Origin of the sequence: Chromobacterium sp. Beijing (genome assembly GCF_021496765.1) — a bacterium.
Taxonomy (GTDB): Bacteria; Pseudomonadota; Gammaproteobacteria; order Burkholderiales; family Chromobacteriaceae; genus Chromobacterium.
Map to the genome: position 1 here is coordinate 4,452,740 of NZ_CP053750.1, position 16,858 is coordinate 4,469,597.

12 protein-coding genes are annotated in these 16,858 nt (G+C 62.8%); 8 read left to right on the forward strand and 4 right to left on the reverse strand.

All coding sequences use genetic code 11. From position 1 onward, the window contains the following. Nucleotides 1-214 precede the first annotated feature (214 nt). Both HQN78_RS20795 and HQN78_RS20800 read right to left on the reverse strand, forming a co-directional pair. Nucleotides 215-610, reverse strand: coding sequence for a hypothetical protein (locus HQN78_RS20795; protein WP_235085934.1), 396 nt, complete (start codon nucleotides 608-610; stop codon nucleotides 215-217). 697 nt (nucleotides 611-1,307) lie between these two features. Then, nucleotides 1,308-2,414, reverse strand: a complete 1,107-nt coding sequence (locus HQN78_RS20800) for a hypothetical protein (RefSeq protein WP_235085936.1) — start codon at nucleotides 2,412-2,414, stop codon at nucleotides 1,308-1,310. 357 nt (nucleotides 2,415-2,771) lie between these two features. Here HQN78_RS20800 and HQN78_RS20805 point away from each other — a divergent pair, with 357 nt between their 5' ends. From HQN78_RS20805 to HQN78_RS20840, 8 genes are all read left to right on the forward strand, one after another. Beyond that, nucleotides 2,772-3,359: an HD family hydrolase gene (locus HQN78_RS20805; RefSeq protein ID WP_235085939.1), complete on the forward strand. Its 588-nt coding sequence runs from the start codon at nucleotides 2,772-2,774 to the stop codon at nucleotides 3,357-3,359. 575 nt (nucleotides 3,360-3,934) lie between these two features. Then, nucleotides 3,935-4,459, forward strand: coding sequence for a hypothetical protein (locus tag HQN78_RS20810; RefSeq protein ID WP_235085941.1), 525 nt, complete (start codon nucleotides 3,935-3,937; stop codon nucleotides 4,457-4,459). 327 nt (nucleotides 4,460-4,786) lie between these two features. Continuing rightward, nucleotides 4,787-5,422, forward strand: coding sequence for a hypothetical protein (locus tag HQN78_RS20815; protein ID WP_107800894.1), 636 nt, complete (start codon nucleotides 4,787-4,789; stop codon nucleotides 5,420-5,422). A gap of 63 nt (nucleotides 5,423-5,485) precedes the next feature. Beyond that, nucleotides 5,486-5,815: a hypothetical protein gene (locus HQN78_RS20820; protein ID WP_235085943.1), complete on the forward strand. Its 330-nt coding sequence runs from the start codon at nucleotides 5,486-5,488 to the stop codon at nucleotides 5,813-5,815. After that, nucleotides 5,812-6,180: a hypothetical protein gene (locus HQN78_RS20825; RefSeq protein ID WP_235085945.1), complete on the forward strand. Its 369-nt coding sequence runs from the start codon at nucleotides 5,812-5,814 to the stop codon at nucleotides 6,178-6,180. Before HQN78_RS20820 ends, HQN78_RS20825 begins: the two co-directional genes overlap by 4 nt. 61 nt (nucleotides 6,181-6,241) lie before the next feature. Then, nucleotides 6,242-8,731, forward strand: a complete 2,490-nt coding sequence (locus HQN78_RS20830; RefSeq protein WP_235085947.1) for a CS1-pili formation C-terminal domain-containing protein — start codon at nucleotides 6,242-6,244, stop codon at nucleotides 8,729-8,731. A 54-nt stretch (nucleotides 8,732-8,785) separates the two neighbouring features. After that, the gene (locus HQN78_RS20835) at nucleotides 8,786-13,486 is read left to right on the forward strand and encodes a hypothetical protein (RefSeq protein ID WP_235085949.1); all 4,701 of its coding nucleotides are present in this window, start codon (nucleotides 8,786-8,788) and stop codon (nucleotides 13,484-13,486) included. Nucleotides 13,487-13,546: 60 nt separating this feature from the next. Beyond that, nucleotides 13,547-14,209, forward strand: a complete 663-nt coding sequence (locus HQN78_RS20840) for a hypothetical protein (protein WP_235085952.1) — start codon at nucleotides 13,547-13,549, stop codon at nucleotides 14,207-14,209. A gap of 137 nt (nucleotides 14,210-14,346) precedes the next feature. On the opposite strand, the gene HQN78_RS20845 is transcribed toward HQN78_RS20840, so the two are convergent. Both HQN78_RS20845 and HQN78_RS20850 read right to left on the reverse strand, forming a co-directional pair. Beyond that, nucleotides 14,347-16,218: an ATP-binding protein gene (locus HQN78_RS20845; RefSeq protein WP_235085954.1), complete on the reverse strand. Its 1,872-nt coding sequence runs from the start codon at nucleotides 16,216-16,218 to the stop codon at nucleotides 14,347-14,349. Continuing rightward, nucleotides 16,212-16,808, reverse strand: a complete 597-nt coding sequence (locus HQN78_RS20850; RefSeq protein WP_235085957.1) for a transporter substrate-binding domain-containing protein — start codon at nucleotides 16,806-16,808, stop codon at nucleotides 16,212-16,214. The genes HQN78_RS20845 and HQN78_RS20850 overlap by 7 nt, the downstream gene beginning before the upstream one ends. Between the last annotated feature and the right edge of the window lie 50 nt (nucleotides 16,809-16,858).

Below are 16,858 nucleotides of genomic sequence, written 5' to 3' on the forward strand. Positions count from 1 at the left end.
CAACCAATCAGCGTAGATGGTGGCAATTTCAGTCTGTGGCCTCGGTGGGCCCTCGTAACTTTGATGCGGCACAGGTATGTGACCGCAAGCACTTAGGAGCAACGTAAGTGAGGCGGCTATCGCTGTGTTTCTCATCTTGGGCCTAATGTTTGAGCTAAGCCGCGCCGTAGCGAAGCCAAAAGCGCCACTTTTGGCCGCCGGCTTGAGCGAGGGGTTAGGCGTTGACGCGTATAGCATGAACTGCGGCTCCGTTTTTAATAGTCACAATCCAATCGCCATAGTCATCGCCCACAAGCTCCAAACCAACCTCAAAATCGACGATGCTGCCGGCGCCGATTACTTTTAGCCAGAGTGGCGTCCAATCTGGTGCACGAATACCCAGCATCTTCCATTGTCCATCGGCGGTCAGAAAATGACTCGCGATATTAAACAAATCGTTCCAGTGAATGTATCCATCGGCAACTTTGCGTTGCACATCGGAATCTTGGTTTAAGCGCACCTTGGGAATGACGTAATCAACGTTCCCAATGTGCGCAATCCAATCGTTGGGAGCATGGGGATAACAATAGAGTTTTTTGATGCCTGGCAATGAGGTCGTCGGAACGGGCATTAGTCTACACCTAACGTTGAAGCTGAGCCGCGTGCAGAGGCTTGCTGAGGGACGTCGGTTCGAGCGACTGGTTAGGGCGCTTAACATTACTACGAGCAATGCGGGTTTTCATGGAAGCTCTACAACCTGGACGGCACCTTTCATATTCGCGATCAAGGAATTCTGCGAACTCGATTGCATCTTGCAAGGATTCCGCCGGATGAGACGAAGTAAGGATGAAGTTCCTCTTGGGAGATCCAGCTTTGACTGACACTTCATCGACGATATTTTCGGCCTCTTCGCACTCCGTGCCAACGACTCCAATGAGCTTGACTCCGCCTGCAATGAATTGTGCCGCGATTTCCGACAGGTCTGACGGAACACCATTGGGGCAATGAGGAACGATCTTCCTCGCAAGCTGCATAGTAAAATTGATGGCATTACAGCGGCATGGTTATGGCATGGGGCCGTATATGCTAGACAGCACGGCAGCCAGGAGGTCTTGCCAATACAGGTGAGCGGAAGATTCCAGGCGATATCTACAAGAATATATTGCAGTCATACGTGGCATCGCCCAATGACGTAGGGATTGTGCCAGCCACACTCTCGGCTGTCATCCTATGAGTGTCTCTTGCCTACGGCAGTTTTGGGGTAATCCCCCCCTACGTCTGCTCTTGGCCGATAGCACGCATTCAATCTTCCCGTGCCCCATCCCAGACTAACGGGCTCCAATCTCCTGCTCACGTAGTAACTTGTGAACAAGGCGGTGGCAGTTAGCGCATAGGCATTGGAGACCATCCAACTTTGTGCGGTGTTGCTCTGGCATGTCCCGCACATGGACCTCATGATGATGGACCTCAATACAAGACTCGGCATGAACAGTGCCATATTGTGTCACGGGGTCCAGGCCACACCGCTCACAGTAAAGCTTGCCATGGAGTCCTTTGAAATGGCTCTTTTTAGCCTGTGTCAGTCCTTTTGCTCGCTCCTTGACAAGGTGAGTGACCAGTCGTGAATTACCCTCAGCCCAATCTTGATCGTCGGCAGATAACTCAGCGGGTACGGTCGGGAGTTCTTCCCCCTTCTTGACGATGCAGTACCCTGCATCTCGCAGTATTCTGAAACAGACTGAGTCTTCTCCGGCGGTGAAGTGTTTTGGCAAGACCTCGAATCCAAGTCCTAGTTTGGCTGCGACGCCAAAAACTGCCTTTGGGGGAAGCCTGACGCCCCCATCGGCTAGAAGATCATAGTCGGTAGAGGCGGCGAACTGATGGTTTGCGTATCCTCCCAGTAGCATCTGCACAGCGTTCCAGACATGCTCGGGCAATACACGATCAAGAACCTCGGCGGGTAGGCGTTCCTGGCTGCGAGTATTCTTGGTTTGTGCTTTATGGTTATCGGGAAACCGCCATCGGACCTTCACGGGGGATTCGTCAGATACCTCGACAGCCTTGCCCTGTCCAGCATAGGTGAATGGGTCGCGCTCGTTGGCTCTCCAAAATATGTGTACCTCCGCATCGGGGCTGGTCATCCGCTTTATCGTTGGCTGGTCTTTATGGCTCGTTGTCTTACCTCGCCAGACCAAATCATTTCCATCGAAGTGGTTGTCGTAGTCATGGCCTGTACGCCCAGGAGTTCCTACGTTGCAGAAGATGAAATCAACACTATTGCGTTCGGCATACCCGGTGTACCAAGGCCCTCCCTTGGTTTCAGGGTCTAGTCCTATGGATTCTAAAACTTGGCTGCGCTTGTAGGGCTTACCAACCTCGAAAGTGTATTGACTCATCGCTCCCTCGAATCTTCCTGCTGTGCTGTCCAGATGCATTAGGAATCATACTCTGGGATGGCAGCGAAACAATGGGGATAGGAGTTGTGAGCGCTGTGTTACTGGGTCGCCTCTCGTTTACTAAATACATTTTTGGCTGCTTCCTATTGGAAAGCGGCCATTTTCATCGCCGGCACGGTCGTCTGCCTTGGCCGACGATAAGCCGCCATGGACGGCCACTCTGGATGAGGAGGGCACAGAGAGATCAATCTTGGCTCCTTGGCCAGAACTGCCTTCCCACCCATCCCAACCTGCGTAATGAGACGCGGCTGCTCTCCCTCATCCCATGGTGGTGCAGATCCAGACCACAGCTATAATCCCCTCCGTGGCGAAACAGATCTGAATGCGGGATAAGCAATGCAAGTATCGGCCTTGGAACGGCAACTGAATTTTCTGAGAGAGATAGACCGCTTGAAGTCGGTGCTGCGGCAATCGCCGTTGCTGGACCAGAGCCGCCGGGAGAACTCGGCCGAGCACTCCTGGCATTTGGCGATGTACGCCTTGCTGCTGGGCGATTACGCCAGCGGCCCGGTCAACACCGAGCGGGTGATCAAGATGCTGCTGCTGCACGATGTGGTGGAGGTGGATGCCGGCGATTTCCCTATCCACGGCCAGGCCGTGCCTGGGGCGCAGGCGGAAGCGGAGGCGAGGGCGGCGGAGCGTTTGTTTGGCTTGCTGCCGCCGGAGCAGGGCGCTGAGCTGCTGGCGCTGTGGCGCGAGTTTGAGCGCGCGGAAAGCGCCGATGCCTGTTTCGCCAAGGCGCTGGACCGTTTCCAGCCTTTGCTGATCAATGTCTTTACCGGCGGCGGGACCTGGACGCAGAACGATGTTTCGCTGGAGCAGGTGCTGTCCCGTTACGGCCCGGTGATCCAAAAAGGCGCGCCGCAGCTTTGGCTGTTGTGCGAGCAGTGGGTGCGCCGGCATTTTGCGAAGCAGTCTGTTTAGGGTCGCTAACCAAACCCCTGATGCTGTGTTGCGCGAACCTGTTTACGATCCGCTGCGCGTCGGCGATACAGCGTTGAAAACATCTTCAAAATGCTCATATACCGGATGTACACTCCGCTTTTTCAGCCGCAACGCCTTGCCTCGCCCTTGCTTGCGAGATCGTAAACAGGTTCTTAGCCGTAAAACTGAGTTTTGTGAGCGGCTCTTAACGTTATTTCAGATCGGCTTCAGCGCCCCAGCGATGGCTTGCCTCCGCCGCGCGCGGCGCGCCAGGCTCGGCTTTCTTGTGCTGCCGGGTGCCGCCGGCTTGACGCTCTCCCGCTCCTCCTCAACAATAGCCCCCGCGCCGCAGCAATCGCGGCGCTCGGGTTTAGTCTCCCGACTTGGACTTCTACCGCGGATGCGCTGTTTCCACAGCGTATCCGTTGCCATTGCTTTGCCTATTCGGGCGGGCCGTGGCAAGTGGCGCCCTCGCGGGCGCGCCGGTTTTAGTAGAAGTCCACCGGTAGACTAACTCTTGTCATGTGCCCGCCCTGCCGCCTTGCGGCATGGCCCTTCTGCTCAGGAGGTTGCAAATGGTAAAGCTTGTCCGTCCGGTGCTTGGCATCGATCTCTCTTCGTCCCCTGCTGAAACTCAAGACATCCGTCAGGACGCCGCATCCCCACTCCCGCCGCTAGGGCCGCGCTCGCGCTACCGTTTTGTCGGCAGCGAAGCCAAAGACCTCAGCCTGCCCTTTGTCCGCCGCGTCAAAGGCCGCACTTATCCGCATTACTGGCAGCCGGCCGAGGCGGAGAATGCGTTCGAGGCCAGCGCCTTGGGCCGTCAATACGCGGCCCATCTGGCGCAGCTGCTGAAACTCAACCGCCAGCACGCCGCGCGCGGGCTGTTGTTCCGCATCGCTTGCGATATGGATTTCCGCGACCACAGCCACCGCCGCAGCATGTGCAAGAGCTTCTTCAATTATCTGGAGATGTTGTTGAGCCTGGGTGTGGCGCAGATTGATCTGCCGCGGCATGTGGCGGCGGTGCAGCAGCTCTACCTGAGCCTGGACGAGTTGGACGCCTTGCCGCGCAAGCTGGGGCGGAAGAAGAGGCGCTAAGCCGGGGAGGGCGCTGCCGGCCCTGCGGGACTGGCTGTGAGTGCCCTCTTGGACAGGCTTTTATCCCGCTCCCGCATTCCGCTTTCATCCTATTTTCATTCCGCTTTCATCCGGCTTTCTTCGTGTTTTTCCCCTTAGTTTTGCGCCCCGGCGGGTCAATTCGCTCTGAGTCGAGAGGGGCGGATGGCATCCGCGCGTTCTCGTCCGCCGGGTGTTTTGAGAGTGCTCTTATAGAGTTTGATCGGCGGCTTTTCGATAATGACGTGCCAAGTACAGCTTAAGGCCGTATTTGCAGGTTTTATTTTATAGACCTCTCTTGAAAGCGAAATGATGAATAAAGTCGTGCTGCCTGCATTGCTGGCTGCGGTATTCAGCGTCGGCGCCCATGCCGCCGACCCCATTCCTGGTTCCACTCGCGCTTCCGCCGAATGGGATGTGACCGCGGATAAGGATAGCTCGCACGCTATCGAAATCACGGCTAAAAAGCCGAATGTGCATTTCGTGTACAGTCCGATTTCCAAAACCATTGAATCCAAAAACCTGGATTTCGATATCCGCATGCTGAATTCGGATGAATACACCATCAGCGGCTATAAGGTAAAAGCCTCCTCGGTCCAGCATCAGCTGAGCCATACCGCGTCCATCGGGGAAATGGATTTTGACCTCAGCGTGACGGACCATGCCGGCAAGCAGGTGAAACTGTCGGCCGAACCGAAGGATCTGGACGGCCTGTCCGGTTTTGGCGAATTCGCGAAAGTGGCTTCCATCGCCGGAGAGAATAAAGGCACTTCTCAGCTGAAGGCGGAGTTTGCCGGCGGCAAGGATTCCAGCGGCGTCATGGTGACCGAAGCGTCTAAATTGAGCGATGGCCAATATGTGGGCAAATTCGATTTGATTCTGGACGCCTCCTGGCAGAAAACAGTCAAAACCGAAGAAGAGAATACTCAATTCTCCGTTCGCTGATTTCAAAGGGTAGCGCCAAAAAAGGGAGCCTAGCTCCCTTTTTATTTTTAGGAGTTTCCGTTTATGCCATGGGGCTTCAGATTTCACGCTTTGGCCTGTTTGCTGCTGCCGGCATGGGCCGGGGCGATTCAGGTTTCCGATATGACGGCGGCGATGCCGTCCAATAAAGAGGCCGTCACGATCCACGCCAGAAACACCGAACAGCGGGCGTCTTTGCTGTCGGTGAGCGTGACGCAGGTGGATTCGCCTTACGAGGGCGCGCGCGAGCTGAATACGGACGGCGCCAGCCTGCAATTCACGCCGGCGCGGGTGTTGCTGGCGGGGGGCAGGATCAGGCGGTCCGTTTCATTTACAGCGGCCCCAAGGACGACAGGGAGCGCTATTACAAGGTGACCTGGAAGAACGCCTTGCTGGGCTTGGCGGACGAGGGCGCGGATTCCGAGAAAAGCGGCGACGTCGAGTTTTTGACCGGCATCAGAACCAATCTGCTGGTGCTGCCGAAGCAGCCGCGTTTTGACTACGCCTATCGGCGCGGCCATCTGGAAAACCGGGGCAATGTGTCGTTTCAGGCGATTGCCTACGGGCCGTGCAAGCAAAAGCGGCTGGGCGAGGTCTGCAAGGAGCGCTACTGGATTGGGCCGGGCTACGCGGTGAATTTCAAGACGATAGACAGCAGCCAGGGCCAGGACAAAGTGATGTTGCAGCGGGATGGAAAATTCTTGGACGCGGAGAAAGATGCGCCGCTTGACGACGCATGACGGCGACGACGGTGGGTGAGGCGAGATGAAGCGTGCGCGGGATATCGTTCTTAAAAACGGGATGGCTTTTTTAAGTGCGCTGCTGTTGGCGGAGACGGCGCTGGCGGCGGCGGCGGATGCCGAGCGGCGGCCCTTGGCGCAGCAAGTGCAGTTAAACAAGCTTGCCTTGTCGGCGGAGATCAAGGATTTGCTGCGCGAAGGTGTGTCCATGCCGCTGGTGGCGCGTTCGGCGCGGCAAGCCTCGGACGAGGGCGTGGTGTCGGCCACGCTGACGGTGAGGCTGCAGGCCGACGGTTCGATGCGGCTGGACAAGGTCAAACCGCTGCTGGCCAACAACAAGAGCGTGTTGAGCCCGTCCGCGGTCCAGGCTTTGCGGCAGGCGACGGGGCGGACGTTTTCGCCGGGCGGGGCCTTGAGTCTGGGCGACGCTGAGCGCTTGCAGCTGGACATGATGGCGATGCGGGTGGACCTGTTTCTGGAGCCGGCCGGTTTCGCCGCCGACGACGCGCATCTGCGGGAGTCCGTGTTGCAGGCGCCGTCCTCGGGCGGGCTGTCCAGCGTGCTCAAGTACGCGTTCAACGGCTATAGCTCGCGCAATCAGGGGCGCGGCCATTCTTCCGGCTATCTCACTTTCGACGACACCACGTCCTTGGGCGTGGACCACGTCAATGTGATGGGCTCCGCCTATCTGGACGATTCGGCGGAGGATCAGTCCGTAACGCTGGACCGCGTCATGTATGAGCGCGATATCGACGGCAAGCGGCTGGCGCTGGGCATGGTGGACGGCTGGAACCTGCAAAGCCTGGGCAATGTGTCCACCTTGAACGGCAGCCGGATGTACGGGTTCTCCTACGGCAACGTCAGCCAGACTCTGAAGCTGGACCCCGGCCAGTCCTTGAATCCCATCGATGTCTATCTGCCGGCCACCGGGGAGGTGCGCGTCAAGCGCGAAGGCCGCTTGTTGAGCACGCAACGGCTGGGCATGGGCAATCACCGGCTGGACACCTCGGCCTTGCAGGCCGGCGTCTACGACGTGGAGGTGGAGATACTGGTGGCCGGCCAGGTGCAGAGCCGCCGCGTGTACCGGATCAACAAGCCGGTGGGCGGCTCCAGTCTGCGCGATGGCTTGAACTGGCAGCTGTGGGGCGGCGCCGGGGAGGCGATGGCCCGCTACGGCGATCAGGGCGCGCCGGAGGACGAGGGCGGGGCTTACCGGCCCTTGTTCGGTGTGTCGGTGGGGGCGCTGTGGCATGAGGTGGACTGGAATCTGACCCTGTATCAAAACGACAAGACCACGGTGCAGGAAGGTTTCGCCTCTTGGCAGCTGTCCAGCGCGCTGCGCGCCAGCGTGCAAAACCTGTTGGCCAGCGACGGCGCCCGGCGCCGGGTAGGCACGCTCAATCTGGCGCTGCCTCGCGGCATCGGCAGCCTGTGGCTGACCGGGGAGCGCGGCGCGAAGGGCCGGCGTCTGAATTTCTACGCCCGGGATTACGATTCGCTGGGCGCCAATTTCAATTTGCACGGCTGGGGCGTGGACGCCGGGTCGATCAACCTCAGTTACGACCGGGACCGGAGCAGCGGTTATCGCTATATGCGCGCCGATTATTCGCGGCAGATGTACAACGGCAAATGGGGCGGTGCTCAGTTGCAGCTCGGCAGCAGCCGCAATCTCAACGGCGGCTCGGTGGATCAGCAGTATTACGCGATGCTGACTTTCAACCTGGCCATGGACGGCAATTTCAGCGTGGGCATGTCGCATCGAGACGGCGGCGACACGCTGGACCTGTCGGCCAGCAAGTCGTTTGAAAACAGCGTGATCGACGATGTGGGCGCCAATGCCAGCATCAGCCGCGAAGGCGCAGGCGGCCAGTCTTCCAGCTTCGGCGCTTACGTCGGCTTCAACGGCCGCTACGGCCAGGGCAATGTGTCGGTGGACGCGGAGCGGGACAGCCGCAGCGCCAGCGTCAATATGCAGGGCGGCCTGGCCTGGGGCGGCGGCGCGGTCGCCGCCGGCGGCGGGCAGGACGAGGCCGGCATCGTCGTCGATGTGCCGGGAGCGCCGGACGGCGCGCTGGAGGCGGTGCTGAACGAGCAAAGCCACAGCTTGCGCCAGGGGCGCAATTGGATCGCGGCGCCGGCCTACAACACTTATCACTTCTATGTGCGCGACGCGGAAAGCGGGCAGGCCAGCTACGAGGTGTCCGACACCGACCATGAGTACACGCTGTATCCGGGCAATGTGGTGCGGGTGACGCCCAAGATCAAACGGATGGTGACGGTGTTCGGTCAGCTGACCGGCGTTGACGGCGCGCCGCTGCGGCATGTCATGGTGCGCAACCATATCGGCCAGGCCCGGACCGACGAGCAGGGCAACTTCGCCATCGACGTGGATCAGCGTTATCCGGAGGTCAGCGTCGAACCCGGCGCGGCGGAACGCTTCCGGGTCAATCTGGATTTGAAGGACGCCGGCGCCACGGCCTGGCTGGGCAAGATCGTCTATGGCCGGGACGCGGACCGGATTTACGCGCCCTTGCGCGAAGACGAAGGCTGAGCCGGCGTGCGCAATCCCCTCATCACCCCATCCCAGCAGGACAGACGGACTGAAATGAAATACTGGATCTCAACTCTGATCTTCATGGCCGGCCTCGGCGCGGGGCTGGCGCAAGCGGTGCCGGCCGGCGTTTCGCAGGCCGCGCCCGGCGCGGGATTTCTCCCGGTGCGGCCCCTTCCGGCGCCGGCCAAGCCGCCGGAACCCTTGGACCGGCAGGAGTGGCGCAGCCAGCAGGACTTGATCCTGATTGAAGACCGGCTGGCCGGCACTCAGTATCTGAGCACCCTGGGCAGCAGCGGCGGCATCCTGCCCGGCAGCCAGGCCCAGGCCGTTTTCGGCGCGCGCGCGCCGCGCGGCGGCGCCAAGAAAGTGGCCATCTGGTATACCCATCAGCCGGACGCCCAGGTGCGGGAGATCCGCCAGTTGCAGCCGCTGCAGGCTTTCCGCGGCATGGCGGACGCGCACGGCGCGGCCATGGGCCTGAGCGGCGACGGCTTCAGGCCGGCGCAGGGCCGCCAGGTCAACCCGGTGTTGAGCGAACTGGCTTTCGACACCATCGCCAAAGCGGCGCCGGGCGCGTCGCGCGAGCTGTCCTTCGTGGAAACCCTGGCCGGCGGCGGCGAACGCCGCTTTGTGACCCAGCTCAGCAAACGCGCCCATCTGATCCTCAATCCCGCGCCGGCCAATAGCTGCCGCAATGAAACGGTGGACGGCGTCGCCGGCAAGCTGTGCGTGTTGCGAACCATTGCCGGCCAAAGCAATGCCGGCAGCGGCGGCGATCTGATGTTCACGGTGTGCGCCAAGATGCTGGCAACGCCCAAGGCCCGTTTCCGGGTGGGCGGGGAATGGCGGCATATCAACGATAGCGTGCCCATCGCCGTCTTCGCCCGCGCCAGGGCGGTGGAGGTCTTCTTTGTGCCGCCGCCGGCGGAGCAGTTGCAAGCCTTTATGACCGCCCATCCCAAGATCCGGCTGGATAGCTTGGTGGAGGCCGGTTTTTACTCGCGCTCGCGCTTGTTCCGCGGCGACCGCTTCAATCTGCAATTGCCCGCCATGGGCGGGGGCAAGCCGCCGGTCCAGCGGCGCTATTCGCGGCTGGGCCTGTTGTTGATCGACGATCAGTCCAGCGGCCGCCAGTACGTGACCACGGTCAGCGGCAGCCGGGACCAGGCCATTTACGGCGAGCGCCATCCGCAAGACGGCAGCCGCGCCGCCGCCTGGTATCTGGAAGCCGGCGCGAGACCGCCCTTGTTCGCGCTGCAGCAGCTGGGCCGCGCCAGCCCCGCCGGCGGTTTCGCCGGTTTTGCCGACGCTCAGGGCCAGGTGCGGGGCGGCCTCAGCGCCGCCGCGCCCTATCTCAATCCGGTGTTCAGCGAGGCCGCGTTCGCCGCGCTACTGCACCAGCCGCTGGGCGGGCAACAGCGCTTGACGGTGGAGGGCTTGCGCAGCGGAGGGGAGGCGGTCAGCTACCAATTGAACGCCAGCCAGCAGGCCAGGCTGACCCTGGCCGCGCCGGAGGGGCCGGCTTGCCGGCCGGACACGGTGGACGGCGTGGCCGGCCAGCGCTGCGTGTTGCGGCGGCTGGCGGCGGAGAGCCGCGCGGGCGGCGACATCCGCCTCTTGGTCCGCGCCAAGCGCCCCTTGCCCGGAGGGCGCTTCCGCGCGGGCCGGGAGTGGCGGCGGCTGGGCGAGAGCGCGGCCGTTGCCGAATTGAGCGGCGCCCGTGAGCTGGAGCTGTTCCTGCCGGCCGCGTCCGGTTTGCTGCGCGGGCCGTCGGCGCTGGCGGGCGGGCAGGCGCTGTCCTCGCTGGTGGAGGCCTATTTCTATTCCAGCGGCCGCCAGCACCAGGGGGACCGCTTCGCGCTGAGCTTGAGGGACGGCTATTTGCCGGCGCCGCAGGCCAAGGCCGGCGCGCTCAAGCTGCTGACGATAGAGGACGAACCCAGCCAGCAACACTACATCACCACCTTGCAAGCCGAGCCGGGGCAAAGCCTGTACGGCGCGCGGCGACCGCGGGCGGGCCAGCGCGCCGCCACCTGGTATGTGGAGGCGGAGACGGCCAGCGGGCGAAGCGGCGAGCTGCAAGCCAGACAGGCGTTGCCCGCGGCCTTGATCGCCGGTTTCTCCGACCGCCAAGGGCGGGTCAGCGTTGGCCGCGCCATGCGGCAGCCGGGGCAAATCCATCCGGTGTTCAATGAGCGCGCCTTTGCGGAATGGCTGCGTCTGCCCCTGGGCGGCCGCCAGTTGCTGACGCTGGAGGCGGAGCGCGGCGGCCAGCCGGTGACGGTGCGGGCGCAGGCGGAAAAAAGCGCGATGTTGCGCCTGGGCCCGCCGCAGGCCGCTTGCCGTCCGGAGACGGTGGACGGGATGGCGGGACGGGTCTGCGCGCTGCGCTCGGTCGCAGGCGAGTCTCAGGCGCAGAGCGGCGGCGGCGTCCGCTTCAGCGTCCGCGGCCCGCAGATCGCGGCCAAGGCGCGTTTCCGGGTGGGAACGCAGCCTTGGCGCCGGCTGGGCGAGAGCGTGGAAGCGGCGGCGTTCGCCGGCGCCAAGGCGGTGGAGCTGTTTCTGCCGCCGGCCGGACGCGGCCGCCAGGCGCAGGGGATGGAGGCCGTGTTTTATTCCGGGGAGCGCGACGATGTTCTGGTCTTGCCGCTAGACGCGCCCAAGCCAGAGGCGGCGGGCGGCGAGGTGGACTTCGTCTTCGGCTCCAGTCACGAGGGCATGATGAAAACGGTGCCGGCTTCCATCACTCTGATGCTGAATGAGTCGGTGGTGGCGGGCGGGCCGAACGAGATCCGGTTTGCCGGCGTCAGCGACTCGGTATTGGAGAAAAAAGCGCATGTGAAGTTTTTGCCGGCCATGCTCGGCGAGAAAGACATTGATCTGCTCGAGACGCTGAAACTGCCGGTAGGCACCGAGGCGCTGAGTTTCGACTTTAAGCATGCCTGCTTTGCAAAGGAGGAGTGCACAATCGATAAGGGTTCCGAGACCAAGAAGGTCGGGGTGATCTTCAACGGCCGGGAAGTTGCTCAACCGCCATGGTTCCGCTGGTTTGAGAAGCCCGCGGCGAGAATCAATAAGGTTAGCGTCAGCCCGGATAGGGTCAACACCGCTTTGGAGACCGACGTCGAGTTCGCCATCGATATCGCCGATGGGCCTGGCGCGGGGACGAATGACCACAAGCTGGAGTGCGATCTGGGCACTGCCAATAAGTTGTTTGGCGATCCCGACTTTGTCGAGCTCAAGGATAGCAAAGGAACGTTTATCGGCAGGCTGCCCTTGACGGGCCGCCAAACACTGCCAGTTTCGCCCAGCCAATATTTGTTCCCGGTGAAGTTCTCCTTGCATGCCCACGCTGGGGAAAAACCAGGCCTTGTTAGATTGTCTTGCGAGTACAACTATTCCGGCTGGTCCTATCCCTCGGTGAAGGCCGTTGAGGAAGACCTGAGTCTGGCCTCGATCGAGGGGCCGGCCGAGGGCCGGGTTGGGGAGGATTTGGAATACCGGATCTTCACCGACGGGGTCTCCCTTGGAAAGCGCAATCTGACCGTTACCGTGGCGGGCAAGGACGTGCCCTGGGGGCTGGGCATCCCCACGCTCCATTTCGGCGAGACCGAGATCAAGCCGCAATGCGGCAAGGATTGCGTATTCACGTTCAAGCCCGCCAAGGGCAATAAGGGGACGCTTCAGCTGGGCATCAAGGGCAAATCGGTCAGCGGCCGCCGCGACGCCTACCATATCGCGGTCAGCCTGGAGGGGGACAAGACCTTGGACAAGGATTTCTCCATTGTGCCGAACTGGGCGCTGGAGTCGCTGGTGTCCGGCGGCGATGTGGCGGCCGGCGCGCCGCTGCGTTACCGGCTGCGTTTGAACGCGCCGGCGCCCCAGGCGCTAACCCTGTGGCTGCGGACCCGGCCCCAGGACGGCCAGGCCGTGGACGATGGCTACGAGGGCGGCCGGGTGACGGTGAAGGACGGGGACAAGGTGCTGGCCGCCGCGCTGAACACCGGCGATTGGGGCGCGGTGACTTTGCCGCAGGGCAGCGAGAGCATGGTGGTGGAGGTGCCGACGCGAAGCTTTGACGATGGCGTCCGCAACACGCGCGCGCTTGAGCTGGGCGCGGTCTTGAGCGAAGACAAGCCGGAGGCGGAGCCGCCCGCCGCCAAATACGCCATCGGGCGGATTTATCAGCCCAAGCCCAGTGTTTCGGTATTGCCGGCCAGCGAGGGTTCGAATCGCGGCAGCGGCTGGGTGGGCGCGCCGGACGGCCGGATTCGGCTGGATTATCTGATCCGCGCGCAAATGGCCAATCTGCCGCCGGCGGGCGGGCCGGAGCGCGGCGCGACGCGGCGCTACCTGAGTCAGCGCGGCCTGGGCGCGGTCAAGGCGAGCTTGTCGCTGGACGGCAAGTACGGCGCGAGCCAGCGGGAGGGCATGTGCCGCTTCGCGCTGCAAAGCGATGCGCGGCAAGGGGTGCTGTTCCCGGCCTGGCTCACCTTCGACGCCGACGGCGGCGGCCGGCGCGAGCCGGACAATTGTTCCGGTACGGTAAGCCACGATTTGAGCGCCGGCGCCTGGCTGGACGAGGGCAGCGATCCCGCCCAAGGGCTGGAGAAACGAAAGCTGCCGTTCAGCCTGTGGTTCCAGCTGGACGATCCGGTGTCGCTGCTGACCACCGAGGGCGCGCCGTGGTATGGCCGCGCGCTGGGCTCGGGCGCGGTGCGGGTGGACATGAGCCTGGAGCTCGCCCAATAAGCAGGCGGATGCGCGCGGCCGTCTCGGCCCGCGCGTCGGCGGAAGGAAACGAAGATGTTCATGAATATGCGAAAGGCCTTGCCGGCGCTGCTGTGCGCCTTGCCGGCGATGTCGGCCTGGTCCTTGCAGATGGCCCCGGTGATCGAGTTGGACGCCGACCGGAACGAGATGCGGGTGGAGTTGAAAAACGATTCCCGGCAGCCGCACAGCTACCGCATCGTTCTGCGGCCCTTGGCCGGCCTGGAGGCCGGCGCGGGCGAGGACGCCGAACCGGCCACGGTGGACGCGGCGCCGACGCGTTTGAGCTTGAAGGCCGGCGCCAGCGGTGCGATCAAGCTGCATTACCGCGGCGCGGCGATGGAGGGGCGGGAGCGCTACTATCGTTTGCAAGTGGTGGAGGAGGCGGCGGCCGGCGGGCAGGGCGCGCGCCGGGCCGGGGCTTGGGCGGATTATCCGCTGGCGCTGGGCAGCGTGTTGATTGTCCGGCCGCGCGCGGCCTATCTGGACTTCCATCTGGATCACGGTGTTTTGCGCAATACCGGCAACGCGGCCTTCTGGCTGCTGCAGGACGAGGCCTGCGGCGGCAAAACCGGCAGCACCAAGATGCAGGCGCCCGGCAGCGCGGCGCGATTGGCGCCGCTGACGGGGCGCTCGCTGGTGCGGGTGGGCCTGGGTGACGAGATCCGGGTGGTGGTGGATCAGTGCGCGGGCGAGCAGGGCTAAGAGCCTGTTTACGATTTGCCGCGCGTCGGCGATACGGCGTTGAAAACCGCTTCGAAACGCCCATGCGCCGTCCGGCCATTCCGCTTCTTCCGCCGCAAGGCCTTGTCTCGTCCTTGCTTGCGAGGCGCTGAACGGCTTTAGGCGTCGTCCTCGGGCGCTTCTTGCCGCCGCCATTGCGCCAAGGCCTGCTCGAACTCCCGATGCCAGGCCAGCAGCGCTTCCTCCTCCGGGCGCTCGCCTTCCGTCCGCAGCGCGTGCTCCATCCGGGCGGCCAGCCGCGCCAGGGGCTCCGCGCCCATCGTCAGCGCGCCGCCTTTGAGCCGGTGAACATGGTGGAGCATGATGTCCGGCAGCTGGTCGGCGGCGGCTTGCCGGAACTGGAGCAGGTCCTGCCGCGCGCTGCGGCTGTACAGCCGGGCCAGGTCCAGCGCCGAGGCGGGCAGGGCGAGCGGCGGCGGCGCGGCGCCTTCCGTCGTCAACCACAAACGCAATATGTCCTCGATATCCCGCAGGCTGAGCGGCTTGGACAGCATGCCGTCCATGCCGCTGGCGATGCAGCGGTTCTTGTGCGCCAGATCGGTGATCGCGGAGATGGCGATGACGGGGGTGAAGGTCAGATTCCGTTCCGCCTCCAACTGGCGGATGCGCCTGGCGGTTTCGTAGCCGTCGATGCCGGGCAGATTGCAGTCCATCAGGATCATCGCGAAGGCTTCGCCTTGCCGCAGCAGCCGCAAGGCGGTCTGGCCGTCTTCCGCGATGACGGCGTCGCAGCCCAGCTGCGCGAGCTGCCGGCGGATGGCCTGCTGGTTCACCTCCATGTCTTCCACCACCAGCAGGCGTTGCGGCGGCAGGGCGTCGGGCGCGGGTCCGGAGGCGGGGGCCTGCGCGTCGGCGGCGGAGGGCTCGGCGACATCGACATGCAGGACAAAGCTGACGGCGGTGCCCTTGCCCTCGGCGCTCTCCAGCAGAATGCTGCCGCCCATCAGCTCGATCAATTGCTTGCAGATGCTCAGGCCCAGGCCGCTGCCGCCGTAGCGGCGGCTGGTGGAGCGTTCCGCCTGGCTGTAGGCGCGGAAGAGTTTTTCCTGTTGGGCCTTGGCGATGCCGACGCCGGTGTCGCGCACCGTGACCAGAAGCTTCCCGGATTTGGCGCTTTGCAGATTGAACTGCATCAAGAGCGCCACCTCGCCGCGATCGGTGAATTTGATGGCGTTGGACAGCAGATTGGTCATGATCTGACGCATGCGCAACGGGTCCAGGATCAACAGGCGGTTTTCCAGCCCGTCCGCGGCCAGGGTCAGTTCCAGTCCTTTGCGGCTGGCGCTCAGGCGCTGGCTGTCGCTGATCCCTCTGGCCAGTTCCAGCAGATCGGTGGGAAGTGTTTCCAGCGCCAGATGCCGCGCTTCCAGCTTGGCGGTGTCCAGCACATCGTCCAGCAGCTCCAGCAGATTGAGGGCGGAGGAGCCGGCCAGCGCGGCGAGTTCCTGCTGCTGCTTGCTTTGCCGGGTTTGCTGCAGGAGTTCGATGGCGGCGAGTATCGCATTCATCGGCGTTCTGATTTCGTGGCTCATCATGGCGATGAATTTCGACTTCGCCTCCTCGCTGGCCACCGCCCGGCGTTTGGCCCAGCGGGCCTGCGTGAACAGGAAGACCATCACCGACAGCACGCAGATCACCAGCAGGATTTCCGGCAGGTAGTAGCGGCTGATCTGATGCATGGACGGTTTGCCGAAGTCGATGTCGGCGACCCAATCGTCAAAAATCTCGTCGGTCTCGGACGGGCTGAGCTGGAGCAGGGACTTGTCGATGATGGAGCGCAGCTCCGGATATTGCTGCGCCACCTTGATGTTCAGGCCGGTGAACATTTCCGGCATGGTGCCGGAGATTTGCAGGGTTTTGGGGAAGCGTCCCTGCAACACCGGGCGGAACACGATTTCCGCGCCGATGGCGGCGAACACCTTGCCGTCGGCGACGGCCTTCAAGGCCGCCACCGGGTCGTTGATCAGCACCAGTTGCAGATAAGGGTAGTGCGCGCGCAGATACTGCTCATAACCGCCCCGCCCTTGACCGCGACGGCCTTGCGTTCCAGTTGGGATGGGTTGAACAAGCCTTCGGCGCCGGCCTTGGTGATGATGATGGTGGCGGTGGAGGCGTAGGGCTGGCTATTCAGCAGCGGTATGCCATATTCCTTGGGAATCAGCTGCGTCGCGCCCATGGTGGCCAGATAGATCTGCCCGCTTTTCAACTTGCCTATCATGTCCTGGGTGTTCGCCGCGGCGACTAATTGAAACCGCAGGCCGCTCTTTTGGGCAATGGCTTTCAGGTAGGCGCAGCTCAGCCCCTTGTGGCTGCCGTTTTCAATATATTCCAGCGGCCAGTAGGGATCGATGGAATAGTAGATGGTGGGGTGCTGTTTGATCCAGGCGATTTCTTCCGCGGTATAGGACGGCGGCTCCGCCTGGCTGGCCGCGCTGGACGCGCCCAGCCAGATAATAAACAGCGCGGACCAGAGCAGGGCGTGAAACGCGGTATTAAGGAGCGGGCGCAGGGGCGGGGCGGCAAAGGGGAGAATAGATTGCTTAGCTGTATTGTTTGCCATGCGGCCGCCGTCTTTGCTGTGTTTTCTTGGGCATTATAGTCGGTCCGGCC